Annotated in this window: 14 protein-coding genes; 12 read left to right on the forward strand and 2 right to left on the reverse strand. The window is 57.3% G+C overall.

Going from position 1 to position 16,608, the window contains the following annotated elements; all coding sequences use genetic code 11:
- The first annotated feature begins 75 nt into the window (after positions 1 to 75).
- Positions 76 to 2,070: an ABC transporter ATP-binding protein gene (locus tag WMW72_RS14685; RefSeq protein WP_341416289.1), complete on the forward strand. Its 1,995-nt coding sequence runs from the start codon at positions 76 to 78 to the stop codon at positions 2,068 to 2,070.
- A gap of 251 nt (positions 2,071 to 2,321) precedes the next feature.
- Here WMW72_RS14685 and WMW72_RS14690 read toward each other — a convergent pair whose 3' ends face one another.
- Positions 2,322 to 3,299: an aldo/keto reductase gene (locus WMW72_RS14690; RefSeq protein ID WP_341416240.1), complete on the reverse strand. Its 978-nt coding sequence runs from the start codon at positions 3,297 to 3,299 to the stop codon at positions 2,322 to 2,324.
- Positions 3,300 to 3,667: 368 nt separating this feature from the next.
- On the opposite strand from WMW72_RS14690, the gene WMW72_RS14695 reads away from it, so the two are divergent.
- The 10 genes from WMW72_RS14695 (at position 3,668) to WMW72_RS14740 (ending at position 14,891) form a co-directional block, all read left to right on the forward strand.
- Entirely contained in the window at positions 3,668 to 5,956 is a 2,289-nt protein-coding gene (locus WMW72_RS14695) for a helix-turn-helix domain-containing protein (RefSeq protein WP_341416241.1), read from the forward strand.
- A gap of 219 nt (positions 5,957 to 6,175) precedes the next feature.
- A complete protein-coding gene (locus tag WMW72_RS14700) occupies positions 6,176 to 7,069 on the forward strand; it encodes an ABC transporter permease (protein ID WP_423227550.1) in 894 nt (297 codons plus the stop codon).
- A gap of 14 nt (positions 7,070 to 7,083) precedes the next feature.
- Positions 7,084 to 7,944 carry a carbohydrate ABC transporter permease gene (locus WMW72_RS14705; protein ID WP_341416243.1) on the forward strand — a complete coding sequence of 287 codons (861 nt, stop codon included), beginning with the start codon at positions 7,084 to 7,086 and terminating at the stop codon, positions 7,942 to 7,944.
- Positions 7,945 to 8,083: 139 nt separating this feature from the next.
- On the forward strand, positions 8,084 to 9,643 hold the full coding sequence (locus tag WMW72_RS14710) for an extracellular solute-binding protein (protein WP_341416244.1): 1,560 nt from the start codon (positions 8,084 to 8,086) through the stop codon (positions 9,641 to 9,643).
- A gap of 34 nt (positions 9,644 to 9,677) precedes the next feature.
- A complete protein-coding gene (locus WMW72_RS14715) occupies positions 9,678 to 10,739 on the forward strand; it encodes an amidohydrolase family protein (protein ID WP_341416245.1) in 1,062 nt (353 codons plus the stop codon).
- A 17-nt stretch (positions 10,740 to 10,756) separates the two neighbouring features.
- The gene (locus WMW72_RS14720) at positions 10,757 to 11,125 is read left to right on the forward strand and encodes a Rieske (2Fe-2S) protein (protein WP_341416246.1); all 369 of its coding nucleotides are present in this window, start codon (positions 10,757 to 10,759) and stop codon (positions 11,123 to 11,125) included.
- Between the two features lie 368 nt (positions 11,126 to 11,493).
- A complete protein-coding gene (locus tag WMW72_RS14725; protein WP_341416247.1) occupies positions 11,494 to 12,213 on the forward strand; it encodes a response regulator transcription factor in 720 nt (239 codons plus the stop codon).
- On the forward strand, positions 12,159 to 13,163 hold the full coding sequence (locus WMW72_RS14730) for a sensor histidine kinase (protein WP_341416248.1): 1,005 nt from the start codon (positions 12,159 to 12,161) through the stop codon (positions 13,161 to 13,163). The genes WMW72_RS14725 and WMW72_RS14730 overlap by 55 nt, the downstream gene beginning before the upstream one ends.
- A 125-nt stretch (positions 13,164 to 13,288) precedes the next feature.
- Entirely contained in the window at positions 13,289 to 14,212 is a 924-nt protein-coding gene (locus WMW72_RS14735; protein ID WP_341416249.1) for an ABC transporter ATP-binding protein, read from the forward strand.
- A complete protein-coding gene (locus WMW72_RS14740; RefSeq protein ID WP_341416250.1) occupies positions 14,205 to 14,891 on the forward strand; it encodes an ABC transporter permease in 687 nt (228 codons plus the stop codon). Before WMW72_RS14735 ends, WMW72_RS14740 begins: the two co-directional genes overlap by 8 nt.
- Before the next feature lie 23 nt (positions 14,892 to 14,914).
- Here WMW72_RS14740 and WMW72_RS14745 read toward each other — a convergent pair whose 3' ends face one another.
- The gene (locus WMW72_RS14745; RefSeq protein WP_341416251.1) at positions 14,915 to 15,139 is read right to left on the reverse strand and encodes a hypothetical protein; all 225 of its coding nucleotides are present in this window, start codon (positions 15,137 to 15,139) and stop codon (positions 14,915 to 14,917) included.
- Here WMW72_RS14745 and WMW72_RS14750 point away from each other — a divergent pair.
- Complete coding sequence (locus WMW72_RS14750) at positions 15,131 to 16,564, forward strand: HD-GYP domain-containing protein (protein ID WP_341416252.1); 1,434 nt, start codon at positions 15,131 to 15,133, stop codon at positions 16,562 to 16,564. The genes WMW72_RS14745 and WMW72_RS14750 overlap by 9 nt on opposite strands.
- Positions 16,565 to 16,608: the final 44 nt, after the last annotated feature.

The following is a 16,608-nucleotide window of genomic DNA, read 5'->3' on the forward strand; positions in this document are numbered from 1 at the left end:
GACGAAGATCTCGACAACACGGAGCTGAAGCCTGGCAGCACCTCGGTGACGATTCGGCGGCTGATCGCCTATGCGATGCAGTTCAAGCGGCAGCTGGTCATCGCCTTGGTCATGCTGACCCTGGCCGTGGTAACGGATCTGGCGGGTCCGCTGATTGCCAAACGGATCATTGATGTGCATATATCCGGAATCGAGCGGTCATGGTACGAGACCTCAGACTCCGGGGATGCTTATGCGGTCCCTTACGGAGGCAAGCATTACAAGCGCGCCGACCGGTTCGCGGACGGCGAGCCGCGCGGCCCGGAGGCCCGTGTGCTGCAGCTGGAGCGCAGCTATTACTTTATCGGAGGCCCGATCACCTTCGACGGACGTCGCAGTCTGACAGCGGATGGCTCGATCGTCATCGAGCGGGGCGGCGAACGTCAGACTTATCCGGCCCAGGCGCTTAGCGGCGACCAGACGCTGGCCTTCTACATGCCGGAGCTGTCCGGCATCCTCCAGCTCAGCTGGCTGTTCCTCGGGCTGCTGGTCGCGTCGGCGGCCTTCACCTACGGACAGCGGTACTTCCTTCAGGCGTCGGCGAACCGGATCATCCGGCGGATGCGGACGGATGTATTCGCCCAGCTGAACCGGCTGCCAGTCCGGTATTTCGATAATCTGGCGGCAGGCAAGGTCGTATCGCGGATCACGAACGATACGGAAGCGATCCGGGACTTGTACGTCAACGTGCTGGCTAACTTCTGCACGGGGGCCATTCATATGGCCGGCATTTATGTGGCATTATTCATTCTGGATGCGCGCCTGGCGGCGATCTGTCTCTTTGTCCTGCCGGCGCTGGCGGCTTGGATCTGGATCTACGGACGGATCGCCAAGCGGTATAACCGCGTGATCCGCAGCGTGGTCAGTGAAATCAACGGTATGATCAACGAATCGATCCAGGGCATGAACATCGTCAAGGCGTTCCGCAAGGAGAAACGGACAGAGGAGGAGTTCGAGGGGCATAATACCCGGCTCTTCGACTATCAGAACAAGCTGCTTAGTCTGAATTCCTGGACGGGATACAACCTCGTCGGGGTGATCCGGAATATCGCGCTCGTGGCGCTGATCTGGCATTTCGGCGGCGCCTCGCTCACCGGTGCCACAGGAGCGGTCTCGTTGGGCGTGCTGTACGCCTTCGTCGATTACCTCAATCGGCTGTTCCAGCCGATGGTCAACATCGTCAACCAGCTCCCGAATCTGGAGAGGGCGCTTGTATCCGGCGAGCGGGTCTTCGTGCTCATCGACGAGCCGGGCGAGGATGTGTCCGAGCGACGGATCGAGCGCTATCGGGGACATGTGTCGTTTGAGAACGTCCGCTTCTCGTACAAGGAAGGCGAACCGGTGCTGAAGAACGTGAACTTTGAAGCGAAGCCGGGACAAACGGTGGCGCTGGTCGGTCATACCGGATCGGGGAAAAGCTCGATCCTGAACCTGCTGTTCCGGTTCTATGATCCGGAACAGGGCCGTATCACGATCGATGGACTAGACATCCGGGAGCTGCCGCGCCAGACGATGCGCCAGCATATGGGCATCGTGCTGCAGGACCCGTTCCTGTTCGCGGGGACGATCGGCTCCAACGTTTCGCTAGGCGATCCGTCCATCACGCGGGAGCGGGTCCAGCGGGCACTGGCCGATGTCGGCGCGGACTTGCTGCTCAAGCATCTGCCGAAGGGGCTTGATGAGCCGGTGATCGAGAAGGGCAGTACGCTGTCCGCCGGCCAGCGTCAGCTCATCTCGTTTGCCCGTGCGCTGGCCTTCGACCCGGCGATTCTGATCCTCGACGAAGCGACGTCGAATATCGATACGGAGACGGAAGCCATCATCCAGCAGGCGCTGGATGTGGTGAAGCAGGGCCGGACGACATTCGTCATCGCCCATAGGCTGTCTACCGTGAAGAACGCCGATCAGATTCTCGTGCTGGATCGCGGCGAGATCGTCGAGCGTGGCAGCCACGATGAACTGCTCCGTCTGGATGGACGGTATGCACAGATGTACCGAATTCAGCAGGGCGAGATGTTGACGAGCCGGTAAAAGAAGCGCCACACACGTAGACGAATGCCCCCAACCATAAAAAAGCTGCCGGTTTTACGAGCTACACGGCAGTTTTCGGAGGCATCCAGGAAATCTGCGCTACCCATAAACTTATGCCGATAGTACAGAAAGAAGCCGACCCGCTGCGGGTCGGCTTTTTCGGCAGGATGGTGCCGGATGTGGTCGTGCTTATGCCTTCATGGCATTCCTATGCGTGCATCTTACCGGTGTCTGTACGACCCTCGGCTCTCTTACCACGCATACGCTTCCGGCGCTGCGCCACCCGGTCCCGGGAAGATATCGTCCAGCTCGCGGAGCACCTGCTCGTCGAGACGAATCTCGACGGCGCGCAGGCTGCCCTGCAGCTGCTCCACGGTCCGCGGCCCGATGATCGGCGCGGTCATCACGGGATTCGCGAGCGTCCAGGCGAGGGCGACGTTGGCTTCGCTCTCGCCCAGCTCAGCGCATAGCGCGGAGAATCGCTCGAGCTGATGGCGGTGCTTCTCGATTTTACCGGCCTGCTGAGCCGTCCGGGTACCGGCGGATTTCAGCGCGTTGCCGCCAAGCAGGCCTCCGGCCAGCGGGCTCCAGGCGACGACGCCCAAGTTCAGGTCCTGCGCCGCAGGAAGCACCTCCAGCTCGGGCAGACGCTCCAGCAGGTTGTACTTGTGCTGCTCGCAGACGAGGCCCATGAAGTGGCGCTCCTTGGCTGCCGCCTGTGCCTTCACCAGATGCCAGCCGGCAAAGTTGCTGGACCCGATATAGTCGACCTTGCCCGAGCGGACCTGGGATTCGAACGCTTCCCAGAGCTCCTCCCAAGGTGTGCGCCGGTCGATGTGATGCATTTTATACAGCTCTACATGATCGGTCTGGAGCCGCTTCAGCGAGCCTTCGAGATGGCGTCTGATTTTATACAGGGACAGGCCGCGGACATCGTTGGGGCCGTCATCGGGATTCGAGATCGGCTCATGTACCTTGGTCGCGAGCACGACACGCTCACGGCGATTCCCGCCCTGGGCGAACCAGCGGCCGATGATCGATTCCGTCAGTCCGGCGTTCTTGCCCCAGCCGTAGATGTTGGCGGTATCGAAGAAGGTGATGCCCGCATCCAGAGCTTCGTCCATAATGCGAAACGCGGTCTGCTCGTCCGTGTCCACGCCGAAATTCATCGTACCCAGGCACAAGCGGCTGACGCGCATGCCTGTCTTTCCGAGAAACGTATATTCCATGATCAACATCCTCCTTGGATTATTTTCCGTTACGAGAATAAATGGAACCGTTGGCATCTAAAATGTTAACGTTAACATTTTACCAGACTCAGGACGGTCAATCCATAGATTTCCTTCAACTTGCTGCCGGTCTTCTACGAGCATTCATTATTCATGAAATTTAATTTCATATAATATATTGTTATTGAATTAAAATTCCGTTTTTCCTATAATACTACTAAACAACCCCTGTCAGTCTCCACAGCTTGGCGTGAAAACATTCCTCTCGTATTCGTTCAGTGCTAGCTTACAACTCTCCACAATTGTTCAGATCCTTGTTCCGTTTTCGTTCCTCGGTACCTACCCTCAACCAAAGGTGGTAAGCGGATATGACTTCTTTCCTCGGCAAGCATGCGTTTCGTGTGGCCCTCTTCCGCAGGCATTTCGCCAGTTATTTCGTGCTGATCCTTATCCCCGTCATCGTGGCCTGTACGCTGGCTCATGTGCTGGTCGTCCGGCTGATCGAGAACGATGCCCAGAAGCTGAATGACGTGATGATGGCTCGTCTCTCTGAACAAACGGATAACGCTTTCAACTCTCTGCAAACGAATATGATCAACATGCTCGCCACCTCCAATATCCGCAGCCTGCTGAAGGAGGAGGGGAACCCGTCCCCGGAGAACCAGCAGCGCTCAGAGCTGATCCGTTCCTTGCGCGAGCAGCTCAGCAAGCTGGAGTCTGACCAGCTCGCGGAGCGGGCCTTCCTGTATTTCACCGGCTACGATCTGGTGATCGACGCGGACAGCTACACCGACAAGTCTTACTTCTTCCAGCTCCGGTACCCGTTGGACGCGATGGCCAAGCATGAGCTGCTGTCCGGGCTGAACGGGCGGAAAATGCGCGACTTCGTCATGACGGGTACCGATCATATGTCCACCGTCATGAGCTACCCGTACAACACCGACACGCCAGAGGTTTATCTGATCGTCAAGGTCAACAAGGCAAGACTCGCGGCGCTGCTCGACATCCCGGAGAACTGGGCGGCCGGCACCGCTCTGCTTGCGGGCGGAGAGGTTCTCGGCCAGAGCAGGCTGAGCGGCGAGGAAGCCCGCCAGATGGCGCGCTTGGCTAGACAGCAGACCGAGTCCCACGCACAGGCTGCGGGCTTCCGCACCGTGGGAGATCAGGCCGTCTCGATCGTCCCGTCCCAATTCGATGACAGCTATGCCTATCTGAGCATCGTCGATCTGCCGGTCTTGATGAAGCCGGCTCATGTGACCCAGGTGATCAGCTGGAGCTTCCTGCTGTTCTTCGTCATCGTGGGCAGCTTTGTCTCTTACCACTTGAGCCGGCGCATCTACAAGCCGATTATGGAAATCAGGGAGAATCTCAAGCTGCACCGTTCGGCGGACGGACAGACGATGCGTACCGGGGGGAATGATTTTGATGCGATCAAGCGTTTTTCCCAGCTTATTGTGACAGAGAACCGGAAGCTGTCCCAGCGGGTGGACGGGATGCTGCCGATCCTGCAGGAGTATTTCATTGCCAAAATCCTGCTGGGCGAATACAAAGACGCACTGGCCATCAAATTCTACGCGGAGGAAATCGACTTTGACTATGCCCGTAAAGCCTCCCGCACCGCCTATTGCATCGCGCTGCACTACGATGCTTTCACAGATGAGCCGCTGTCGGAGACGTCCAAGACCTTCCTGGTCGCCGAGCTGAAGGAGCGCATCCAGGGTCTGATTCCTTCTCCGGTCTGGCTCTGCCAGACGAAGCCGGAGCTGCTCGTATGCGTCGTCGAGGATGATCCGCTGCTGCATGTGACCCCGGTAGAGCATGCGGAGATGATCAAGCTTGCACTCAAGCTGCACAGCAAATATTACAGGGCGACGATCGGCATCGGCCGCAAGGTTCATGCGATCGAGCACCTTCATCTGTCCTACGATCAGGCCCTGTCTGCGCTGCAGCGCAGAGGACTGCATGCCGAGGTGGAGATTTGCGGCGATTCCTGCTCGTGGGAGCCGCCTTCCTGTGAAACGTTCCTGTCCGTGCAAGAGATTAACCGCGTGCTGAACCGCTACAAGTCTCGGGAGTATGACCAGCTGCTGCAGGGTGCGCTGCTTATGCTGGAGGAGGGGTTAAAGCGCAGGGTGCCAGCCGCTCAAATGAAATACTTATGCGCCGATCTGCTGAATACGTGGATTCGCGCCTTGCAGAGCGAGAGCAAGGACTTTGACGTGCTGTTCTACGCCGGGCTGTTCGAGCAGTTGAACCGCTGTATGACCGGCGATGAGCTTCGCAGATGCTTCATCGCCATACACGGGCAATTATTCCCTGAGCCGGAGGAGAACAGCCGGATCAAGAAGCTGACAGACATTCTGGCCTATATCCATGAGCATTACCATGAGGAATTATCCATTGAGCAGTTCGCCAGTCAATTGAATATGTCGGTCGGCCACTTCAGCCGGACGTTCAAGGAAGAGGTCGGCGAGAAGTATGTGGAATATATAGCCAGGTACCGTCTGCAGAAAGCCAAGGAGCTGCTGCTTGGCACCGATCTGCGCATCGATGACATTGCCGGGCTGGTCGGCTACTGGGGACGCCATTCCTTTATCCGTATGTTTCGTAAGTACGAGGGCGTCACGCCGGCCAAATACCGCACCTCCCATCCATAACCCTGAACCGAGAGAGAAGCTTCGTTTTTTTCCGAAGTTTCTTTTTTTTCCTCCACAGATGCTTCCGGCTCAGTCCCCGCGCTGACCGGCAAATCCGTACCAGGGTGCAAATTTGCACGCTTTACGGGGCCTCTCCACCCTTCGTATAGTTAAGCCATCGAAAGCAACAAGCGCTGCAGGGAGGTGGAGGGTTTGACGAACGGTTCGCGGCTGTGGTTTATGATGAAGAAGCATAAGGCGCTCTATCTGCTGATGCTTCCCGGTATCCTGTATTACCTGATCTTCAAGTATGCGCCCATGTACGGCATCATCATCGCCTTCCAGGATTACTCGGTCGGAAGGGGGATCCTGGGGAGCAAGTTTGTCGGCATGAAGCATTTTATCGAATTCTTCTATGTAACCCCCGATGCCTGGAAGCTGATCCGCAATACGGTCATGCTGAATGTGTACGATCTGCTGTTTCATTTCCCCGCACCGATCGTGCTGGCTATTTTATTTCACGAAATCCGCATTTCCTGGTTCAAGCGGCTGGTGCAGAGCGTTAGCTACATGCCGCATTTTCTATCTACGGTCGTCATCGCGGGCATTATCGTGACGTTCCTGTCTCCCTCGAGCGGGGTAGTCAATCATGCGCTGTCCCGTGCCTTCGGCATTGAGCCGATCCTGTTCCTCGGACATCCGGAGTGGTTCAGAACGATTTATGTCGGCTCCGAAATTTGGCAGAAGGTCGGCTGGGGCACTATTCTATACCTGGCTGCGATTTCCGGCATCGATCCAACCCTGTACGAGGCAGCCAAGATGGATGGCGCGAGCCGCTTCCAGCAGGTGAGGCATGTTACGCTGGTCGGCATGCTGCCCGTCATGATCGTCCTGTTCGTGCTGACGCTGGGGCACTTCATGGAGACCGGCTTTCAGAAAATTTTGCTCCTCTACAACTCCATGAACTATGAAACCTCGGATGTCATCAATACCTTCGTGTACCGGAGAGGCATTCTGGATGCGGACTTCAGCTTTGCCACGGCGGTCGGCTTATTTCAGTCGGTCATCGGCCTTGTGCTCGTCGTAGCCGCCAACCGGATCGTCCGCAAATACTCGCAGACCAGTCTATGGTAGAAAGGGGCCCGTCCATGAAAATCAGGGAAAGCTTCGCTTCCCGGCTGTTCGATATCTGTAACATGCTGCTCATGATCGTCCTGATGATCGTGATGGTGTACCCGATGGTCTATGTGTTCTCGGCCTCGATCTCCAATAATGCCCTGGTGGCGAGCGGAGACGTGCTGCTGTGGCCCAAGGACATCACGCCAGTCGCTTATGAGCAGCTGATCTATAACCCGGATCTGTGGATCAGCTACTGGAATACGATCCGATATACGGTCGTCCATGTCGTCCTGACCTTGCTGGTAACCTCAGCCATGGCTTATCCGCTCTCCAAGAAGTGGCTGCCGGGCCGTCGGCCGATTCTGCTGCTGGCTGCCTTCACGCTGCTGTTCAGCGGAGGGATGATCCCGACCTTCCTGATCGTTCAGAAGCTCGGCATGCTCAATACGATCTGGGCGATTGTGCTGCCCACGCTGATCAGCACCTGGTACCTGTTCATCATGCGGACGTTCTTCGAGGCGCTGCCTGAGGAACTGGAGGATGCGGCCACCATCGACGGCTGCGGCTCCTTCCAGGTGCTGCTGCGGATCGTGCTGCCGCTATCCATGCCGGTTATGGCGACCATCGGACTGTTCTCGGCGGTCAACCAATGGAACGCCTTCTTCGACGCCCTCATTTACCTGAATGACCGGAGTTTATACCCTCTGCAGATTATGCTCCGCAACATTCTGATCGCCGGTACGAATGTCCAGGGCGAGGGCGATCTGACGCATCTGGAGACGCTGAAATACGCGATGATCATCATAGCGACGCTGCCCATTCTGTGCGTGTATCCGTTTATCCAGAAATATTTTGTCCAAGGCACCATGATCGGCGGCATCAAGGGCTAGCTGTACCGCTCCCGGCCGTCTGTCTGCAGTATACGTGCAAGGGGGTTCGTCGCGGGTGCGGGCGGACTGCATCAAGAACCGGCAGAAGGTTGGGGATGGACGAGGGCGCGAGTCAGAATTTAATGGGGAGGCGACAGAGATGAAGAAACGGGCATGTGCGGCGATGATGAGTGTAGTGCTTGCGGCAGGAGCGGTGGCAGCGGGATGTAGTGACAAGGGGGCAGCCCCTGCACAGGGAGAGGGGAGCGGCGATGCCAAGAAGCCGATTACCTTCTCCTGGCTGGTCTATGACCGTGTCGAGGGCAAGGTGCGGACCGACTGGGAGATCTTCAAGGAGCTGGAGGCCAAGACAGGGGTCAAGGCGGACTTCCAGGTCGTCAGTCAGGAGGGTCTGACGGAGAAGCGGCAGATTATGATCGCGACGAACTCGGTCACGGACTTTATTCAGGTGACCACGCAGGAGGGCCGGGAACACGGTCCGGATAAGGTGTTCCTCAACCTGAAGGACTATCTCGACAAAGCGCCCAATCTGAAGGCCTTCTACGAGAAATACCCCGAGGCAAAAGCTGTCGCGACGGGAGCGGACGGGGGTATCTATACGGTACCTGTCATTGAGGGAGATGCTGAGGGCAAGGGGTTCAACTTCATCTGGTACAGCCGCAAGGACCTGATTGACCAATACGGGCTCAAGGCGCCGAATACGCTCGATGAGTTCTACCAGTTCCTCAAGGCGTTCAAGGAGAAGGACCCGAATTCATATCCGCTGATCTCCAACACGATCTCCGGGGATACGGGGCTGTACACTGTATTCGGCCGTATGTTCACCGGCATTCAGGGCTATTACAACATTGACCCGACGACCGACAAATATGCATTCGCTCCGTATCACAAGGGCTACAAGGACGCGCTGATATTCCTCAATAAGCTTTACACCGAGAAGCTGCTCGATCCCGAATATTCGCTGCTGACTCAGGCACAGTGGGAAGAGCGCATCCTGAAGGGCAAGTCGCTGGTGACGTACTTCTGGAAAGCGGACCTCGAGTCGATAACCGACAAGGCGCGGAAAGCGGGCACGCCTGGCTATGAGCTGGATGCGATCCCCTCCATCGCTGCCGACGGGATTAAGAACTATCAGTACTCCCGACCGGTCGTCGGTGCTGTCGGCCGTGCGATTTCGGCTAAGGTCAAGGATAAGGACAGAGCGGTGCAGTTCCTCGACTATCTCGTCGGCGAGGAAGGGTCTAACTACTTGTCCCTCGGCATAGAGGGCAAGACGTATACGAAGGAGAACGGGCAGCCCGTCTATATGAAGGAATTCGGCGCTTCTCCGTTCAATACGCTGCGTAAGGACTGGGGCGTCTGGTACGACCTGATCACACTGGATAACGCGAAGTCGCGTGCGGCGTGGGAGCGCGGTCTGAGCGACAAGAGCAAGGACATCAACAAACGGTATGAGAAGTTCATCATTCCGGCTCCCAAGCAGCTCGTGAAGACGCAAGAGGAGCTGGAGCTGGAGAAGTCCAAGCTGAACAACCTGAACAAGTTCCTGGAGCAGAAGCAGACGGAGTTCGTGACCGGCAAGACGCCGATCAACGATACGACTTACCAGCAATTTATCGATCAGGCCAAGAAGCTGGGGTCGGATGAGCTGCTGAAGATGTACGACACCTCCTACACACGCACCTACGGCAAAAAATAACGCTAAGCCTTCTCTTCGAAAGGAGCGGATTTCCGTGAGTGTCACGGATGATTTCAAGATTATCGATACCGATGTCCACAATGAACAGGCGGATGCGGCGCTGGTGCCTTACCTCCCTGAGCCATGGCGCTCACGAGTTGCTGCGACCGGGATCGGCTACGCAGGCTCGAACTACTGGTCGCCGGTCGGTGTGATGAAGAAGGACTCGATCCCTCCGGGCGGAGGCAAAGCCGGCTCCGACCCGGAGCTGATGATCCGGCAGCTGATCGAGCCTTACCAGGTAGAAGCAGCTCTGCTGACCGGAGTCGTCTACAATATCTCCTCGACGCATGACCCGGACTACGCCGCAGCCATATGCTCGGCCTACAATGACTACCTGATCGCGGAATGGCTCGGCAAGCACCCGGCGTTCAAGGGGCTGCTGGCAGTGTCGACGCTCGACCCCGTGCTTGCAGCACGTGAGATCGACCGGGTCGGCGGTCATCCCGATATCGTCGGAGTGATCATCTCCAGTGCGGCTCGTTCTCCGCTTGGTCACCGATACTACCATCCGATCTACGAGGCGGCCGAGCGCAACGGGCTTCCGCTCTCGATCCACCCTGGGGCGGAGGGCGGGGGCAGCTCGACGGCGCCGACAGCGGCAGGCTATCCGGCCCGCTACATCGAGTGGCATACGTGCCTGTCCCAGATGTTCATGTCCCATCTGGTGAGCCTGGTCTGCGAGGGCGTATTCGTGAAGTTTCCACAGCTGAAGGTGGTGCTCGTCGAGGGCGGCATCGCCTGGCTGCCTCCGCTGCTGTGGAGACTGGATAAGAACTACAAGGCGCTGCGCTCGACAGTGCCGTGGCTGAAGCGTCTGCCTAGCGAATACGTGCGCGACCATTGCTTCCTGACGACCCAGCCGATCGAGGAACCGGCGAATCCTCAGCACTTGATCGATCTATTCAACATGTTCGATGCGGAGGATATGATCCTGTATTCGAGCGACTATCCGCATTGGGATTTCGATGCGCCGGATATGATTCTGCGCAAGCTGAAGCCGGAGGCGAGGCGCAAAATCTTCTATGAGAATGCCAAGAAGCTGTATCGATTATAACGGAAGGAGGGGCTCGTATGGCAGTGCACGATGTGCTGGCTGAGGAGGATGTGCCGGACGGCGGGTGTGCGGTTGTTCAGGTGGAAGGGCGGGAAATCTGCGTGTACCGAATCGATGGCAGCTATTATGCGCTGAATAATTACTGTCCGCATCAAGGCGCGCCAATATGTGCAGGCCTGGTATCCGGTACGAATCTCCCCGCTGACGTGTACAGGTACGAGTACAGCAGGGAAGGCGAGATTATCCGCTGTCCCTGGCACGGCTGGGAGTTTGACATCAAGACGGGAAAGTCGCTGTTCAGCGATCGTACCCGGGTGAAGTCTTATGAGGTTGAGGTCCGGGACGGACGAATCGGTATTGTCCTGAGGGGAGCAGAGCGCCCCTGAGCGGGTTGGGTTAAGGCGGAGTCAGGCACTGAGGTGCCGTGGCTCCGCTTTTTTTGCGTGGGGCGGTTCATGTCTGTCTGCAGAGGGATCGGAGTCGGCGGGCTGTAGACTGTAGACTGTAGACGTTCAGCGATAGGAGATCAATGGCAGAACAGGCTGTTAACCCCTGACACGGGCAGCTTCTAGCCGTGTCTGGCTTGTCCATTGTTCCATGTGGAACATACTGTCGACCCGAGTCGGATATTGCGGCCCGCCCGTCAGCCTGTCTGCTGAGTAGGCTTCTGCGAAGAGGAAAACGGCCGCAGAACAGCGAATAGCTTGAACAGGGAACTGGAGGAAGCTCGGAGTAATGGAGGGTGCACCATCTCATGTCTAATCGAATTTTACTTGTGGAGGACGATCAGGAAATTAGCGAGATGATCGTCGGATTTCTGGCGAAGGAAGGCTATACGGTTGAATGCGCCTATGACGGAGAGCAGGGAGTCAGGATGGTGCGGGCATCTGCCTACGATCTGATCGTGCTCGATCTGATGCTGCCCCGGCTAGGCGGGCTGGAGCTGCTGCGCATCATCCGCGACTGCAGCCTGGCGCCTGTACTGATCCTGTCGGCCAAGGATAGCGAGGTCGATAAGGCGCTGGGTCTCGGCCTCGGAGCGGATGACTATATGGCGAAGCCATTTTCGATGATCGAGCTGACTGCCCGCATTCAGGCGGGCATCCGCCGTGCTACGCGGTACGCGCAAGCCGCGTCTCACCAGAGCAGCCAGCCGGAAGCTGTGGCGAAGACGCTGGAATTCGGGGAACTGCGGCTCGAGCCGGATACATTCTCCGTGTTCAAGGACGGACGGGATCTGAAGCTGACGGCCAAGGAATTCCAGATTCTCAAGCTGTTTCTGACCCATCCGAAGAAGGTATTTACGAAGGCGAATCTGTACGAATCTATCTGGAACGAACCGTATATGGGCGATGAGAATGTCATCAACGTGCAGATGCGCAGGCTCCGCGAGAAGATCGAGGAGGACCCCTCCTCGCCATGCATCATCCAGACAGTCTGGGGCATCGGCTACAAGCTGGGCGGGGAACGCTGATGGCCGGGGCCGGCTTATGGACGCCCGTGCTGCTTGCTATCATCGGCTTGCTGGCAGCCGCTCTCGGCTGGCAGAGCTGGAAGAGCCGCTCTCAGCAGCGGGAGCTCGCCTCGATCATCCGGGAGCTGGATGCGATTGCCCGTACGGGAGGCAAGCAAAAGCTGCTGTATATGACCGGCCACCGCGGGCTGCAGGAGCTGCTGACGTCCTTGAACGGGCTGCTGGAGTTCAATAGGCAGGCTGCAGCCGGGCACGTGCGCACCGAGATGGCGATACGCCGTATGCTTTCCAATATCTCGCATGATCTGAAGACTCCGCTCACTGTAGTTCTGGGTTATATTGAAACAATCCGGCACGACCCGGCGATGCCTGCTGAGGAGCGGGAGCTGCTGCTGGGCAAGGTCCATCGCAAGGCATGGGACGTGCTGGAGCTGATGAATGCCTTCTTCGACTTGGCGAGGCTGGAATCGGGGGACCTGGAGCTTCCGCTTGACCGCGTGCGGATGAATGACGTGTGCAGCTCTACCATGTTGGGCTTCTATGATATCTTGACCGCTCAGGGCTTCCGGGTAGAGATCGACATCCCCGAGCGGCCCCTCTATGCGCAGGCCCACGAAGAAGCGATGACCCGCATCCTGAATAACCTGATCTCCAATGCGATCCGCTACGGCGCCGATGGCCGTATGGTTGGGCTTTCCCTGTATGCGGATGAGCATGATGTTTATGTGGAGGTACGGGACCAAGGGCAGGGCATCCCGGAATCGGAGCAGGAGCGCGTCTTCGACCGGATGTATACGCTGGAGGACTCCCGCAACAAGCTTATGCAGGGCAGCGGACTGGGCTTGACCATCACGAAGCGGCTTGTGGAACGGCTGGGCGGACAGATCGGCTTGACGAGCAAGCCCTATGAGCGGACGGTATTCACGGTCAAGCTGCCGAGAATGAAGTGACATCTCTTGCCTTGATCTCATGGAGGAGGGGGCGATGTAAGAAATTTGTAAGAGTTGAGTAAGAGAAATGACCTATTTCCTCCTTACTATAGAGGATAGAGAGGGAAGGAAGGGGATGGAAAACGATGACTGCTGTTGTGCAGACGAAGCGTTTAACCAAGGTGCTGAACGGCCGTGAAGTCGTATCGGGCGTACATATGAATGTCCGGCAGGGGGAGATCTATGGCTTCCTGGGTCCCAATGGAGCAGGGAAAACGACAGTCATGCGCATGCTGTTGAATCTGGTCAAGCCGACAGACGGCCGCATCGAGCTGTTCGGCGAGCCCTTGCAGGAGGAATCGGTGGAGGTGCTGAAGCGGATCGGCAGCATGATCGAATACCCGGTTTTTTACGAGAAGCTGACGGCTTACGAGAACTTGGAGCTGCACGGCCGGTATATGGGCTTCTATGATCCCAAGATGATTCGCGATGCACTGGATCTGGTGCAGCTTACGGGCTCGGAGCGCAAGCGGGTGAAGGATTTCTCACTGGGGATGAAGCAGCGCCTCGGACTGGCGAGGGCACTGGCAACGAAGCCTGAGCTGCTGATTCTCGATGAGCCAATCAACGGACTGGATCCTGCAGGGATTCGCGAGATGCGTATGTTGTTCAAGACGCTGAGCCGGGAATACGGCATGACGCTGCTGGTCAGCTCCCACATTCTCGGGGAAATCGAGCAAATCGCCGATACGGTCGGCGTCATCAGCGAAGGCAGGCTGGTGGATGAGGTCTCCATGGAGACGATTCGCCGGAGCCTGTCAGACTACATCGAGATCGTAACCCCGCACTTGCAGAGGGCGGCCTTTGTGCTGGAACACAGCTTGAACGTCACCAGCTTCAAAACAATGGGAGACCGCACGCTCCGTGTGTATGACTCTGAGCTGTCCCCGAGCGAATTATCCAAGGCGCTGATTCTGGAGGGTGTTGCGATCGAAGAAATTCATAAGAAGGCCAACACCCTGGAGAGCTATTTCTTCCAACAGATCCGAGGGGGTAGGGAGCATGCTTAATCTGATGAGGCTGGAGATGAGCAAGCACAGAATGGGCAGCTATGTCATCGGCGCGGTGATCGCCAATCTGGTGATTGCGCTGCTGGTCGTCCTGATCGGTGCGGTCGAGGGGGAACATGCTTACCGGGGCTGGGAGGATGCGTTCTCGGCGATCGATGCCTTCTCCAAATCCACCTTCATCGTCTTCGGAGGTGTGCTGCTCTCCCGGCTCGTGATTGACGAATACAGGAACAAAACGATCAGCCTGCTGTTTACGTACCCGGTCGGCCGCCGTAAGCTATTGACCGCCAAGCTGCTGCTGGTCGGACTATGGACGTTCTTCTCGATCCTGTTTACAGATTTGTGGGTGACCTGCATCTTCCTGGTGATGAATACGCAGCTGGATATGCTGGCGGACTCGCTGACTCAAGAACTGCTGACCGGGCAAATGATTCAATTTCTTTTACAGGCGGCTGGTGCGGCCGGTATGTCGCTAATTCCGCTATACTTCGGGATGAAGCGCAAATCGGCAGGCGCGACGATCGTATCGTCCGTGCTCATCGTGCTGGTCGTGTGCTCCAATTCGGGCGGCTTCTCGCTAAGCTCCATCATCGCCATCCCCTTGTCGCTGGCCGCCATCGGCGTCCTGATCGCGTATTTGTCCATACGGAATGTCTATCGGCAGGACATACTGGAATAGGCCAACGACCGAGGCTTCCAGGTTCATAGAAAGCTCCCTTCGATGCTGCACACTTGCTCGGCAGGCGAGGGGAGCTTTTTCGGGCGTTGCGTATAGTGGCGGGCCAGGGCTTCACCCTCAAGACCTTCAGGCTCCGCGCTGATCTTTCTCGGCAGGACATAGGCGTAACCTTGCCGCTGTGCTAAAATGAAGATATCGATGAAGCTGTGATTATAAGCGCACGAAAAGGAGACTTTCCGATGAAGCATCGCAGCCTTACGGGTCCTCTGGCAGGGATTTTGTTGCCGTATGGTGTATATGAGTGCTTTCGCCGCCTGCCGGAGCTGGATGCCAGCTTCGTGATGCCGCGGGGCCATTTCTATATCGTGAGCGCCGTTTCTTTCCTGGCGCTGATCGCCGCCATTCTGGTCGGCATTGCCGGCAACCGGCTGCGGAATATCAAGGTTAGCTTTCTCGCCTTGTCGTTCATCTCGATGGCCGAGATCTTTATCGTGCACGGTCTGGCTACGCCCGGCTTTATCATGCATGCCGAGCACTTGCCGGGCGTAGCCGCCCAGGTCAGTGTGCTGCTTACTTCGCTATGGCTTTGCTTATCTACGCTTTCCTCCGACCACCCGCTTATCGGCTTTCTATCCCGCTACCAGCGTCTGCTTGTGCCCGTATGGACGACGGCTTTGGCTGGTTTGGGACTTGCCGGCCTGATGCTTCCCCGCCTCGCCGACTTGATTCCGATGGAGAATCAAGGGGTGAAGGGTCTAATGGGCCTCCTAACTATCGCTCTCAACAGCTACGTCATCTACCGCTATTACCACGCTTACAGATATTCAAGATTTCCTCTGCAGATTGCGATCGTGTACAGCAGCGGCTGGCTCATCGTCTCCCAATATATTATGATCACGGGCGCGCAATGGCGCGTGAGCTGGTGGATCTATCACTTCCTGTTACTCGCTTCTATGCTTGTCATGCTGGTCGGCCTGTTGTCTCAATATAGTACCAATCGTTCGCTAGGCAGGACGGTCAGGGCGCTGTTCACGACCGATCCGATGGAGCGTATCACAGGTAGCCTCTCTCCCAGCGTCAGATCACTCATGGCCGCTACAGAACAAAAGGATACATACACGGCCGGGCATAACTTCCGGGTGACGGTATATGCGCTGCGCCTTGCGGAGGAGCTTCGTCTGCCTCCGGAAGAGCTTCGTGCGCTGGCACAGGGAACCATCGTTCACGATGTCGGCAAAATCCATGTGCCGGATGAAATTCTCAATAAGCCGGGGCGTCTCGACCCGGACGAGCGTCTCGTCATCGAGCGTCATCCCGTCAGCGGGTACGACATGTGCAGGGGGCTGGGCTTCATGAAGGAGGAGCTGGGAATTATCCGCTGGCATCATGAGAGATGGGACGGAACGGGATACCCCGACCGGCTGAAGGGGCAGCAAATTCCACAGATGGCCCGGATTGTTGCGGTCGCGGACGTGTACGATGCGTTGACCTCCAGGCGGGCCTACCGGCAGGCGATGTCGCATCAGGAGGCGATGGCCTTCCTTCTCGCGCAGCGGGGAGTTCACTTCGATCCTGTCTGTGTCGACGCCTGGGAGCAGCTGTGCAGCCGAGACGCTTCCATCGCAGATTATGCGATGAAGCTGAATGAAAGGCCATCTTCGGCCTCCGTATAACGAGGCGTCTAGCAGATCCGGAGACCGCTGGATGGGCTCTGCGG

The organism is Paenibacillus filicis, assembly GCF_038070315.1.
In the GTDB taxonomy this organism is placed as follows: Bacteria; Bacillota; Bacilli; order Paenibacillales; family NBRC-103111; genus Paenibacillus_G; species Paenibacillus_G filicis.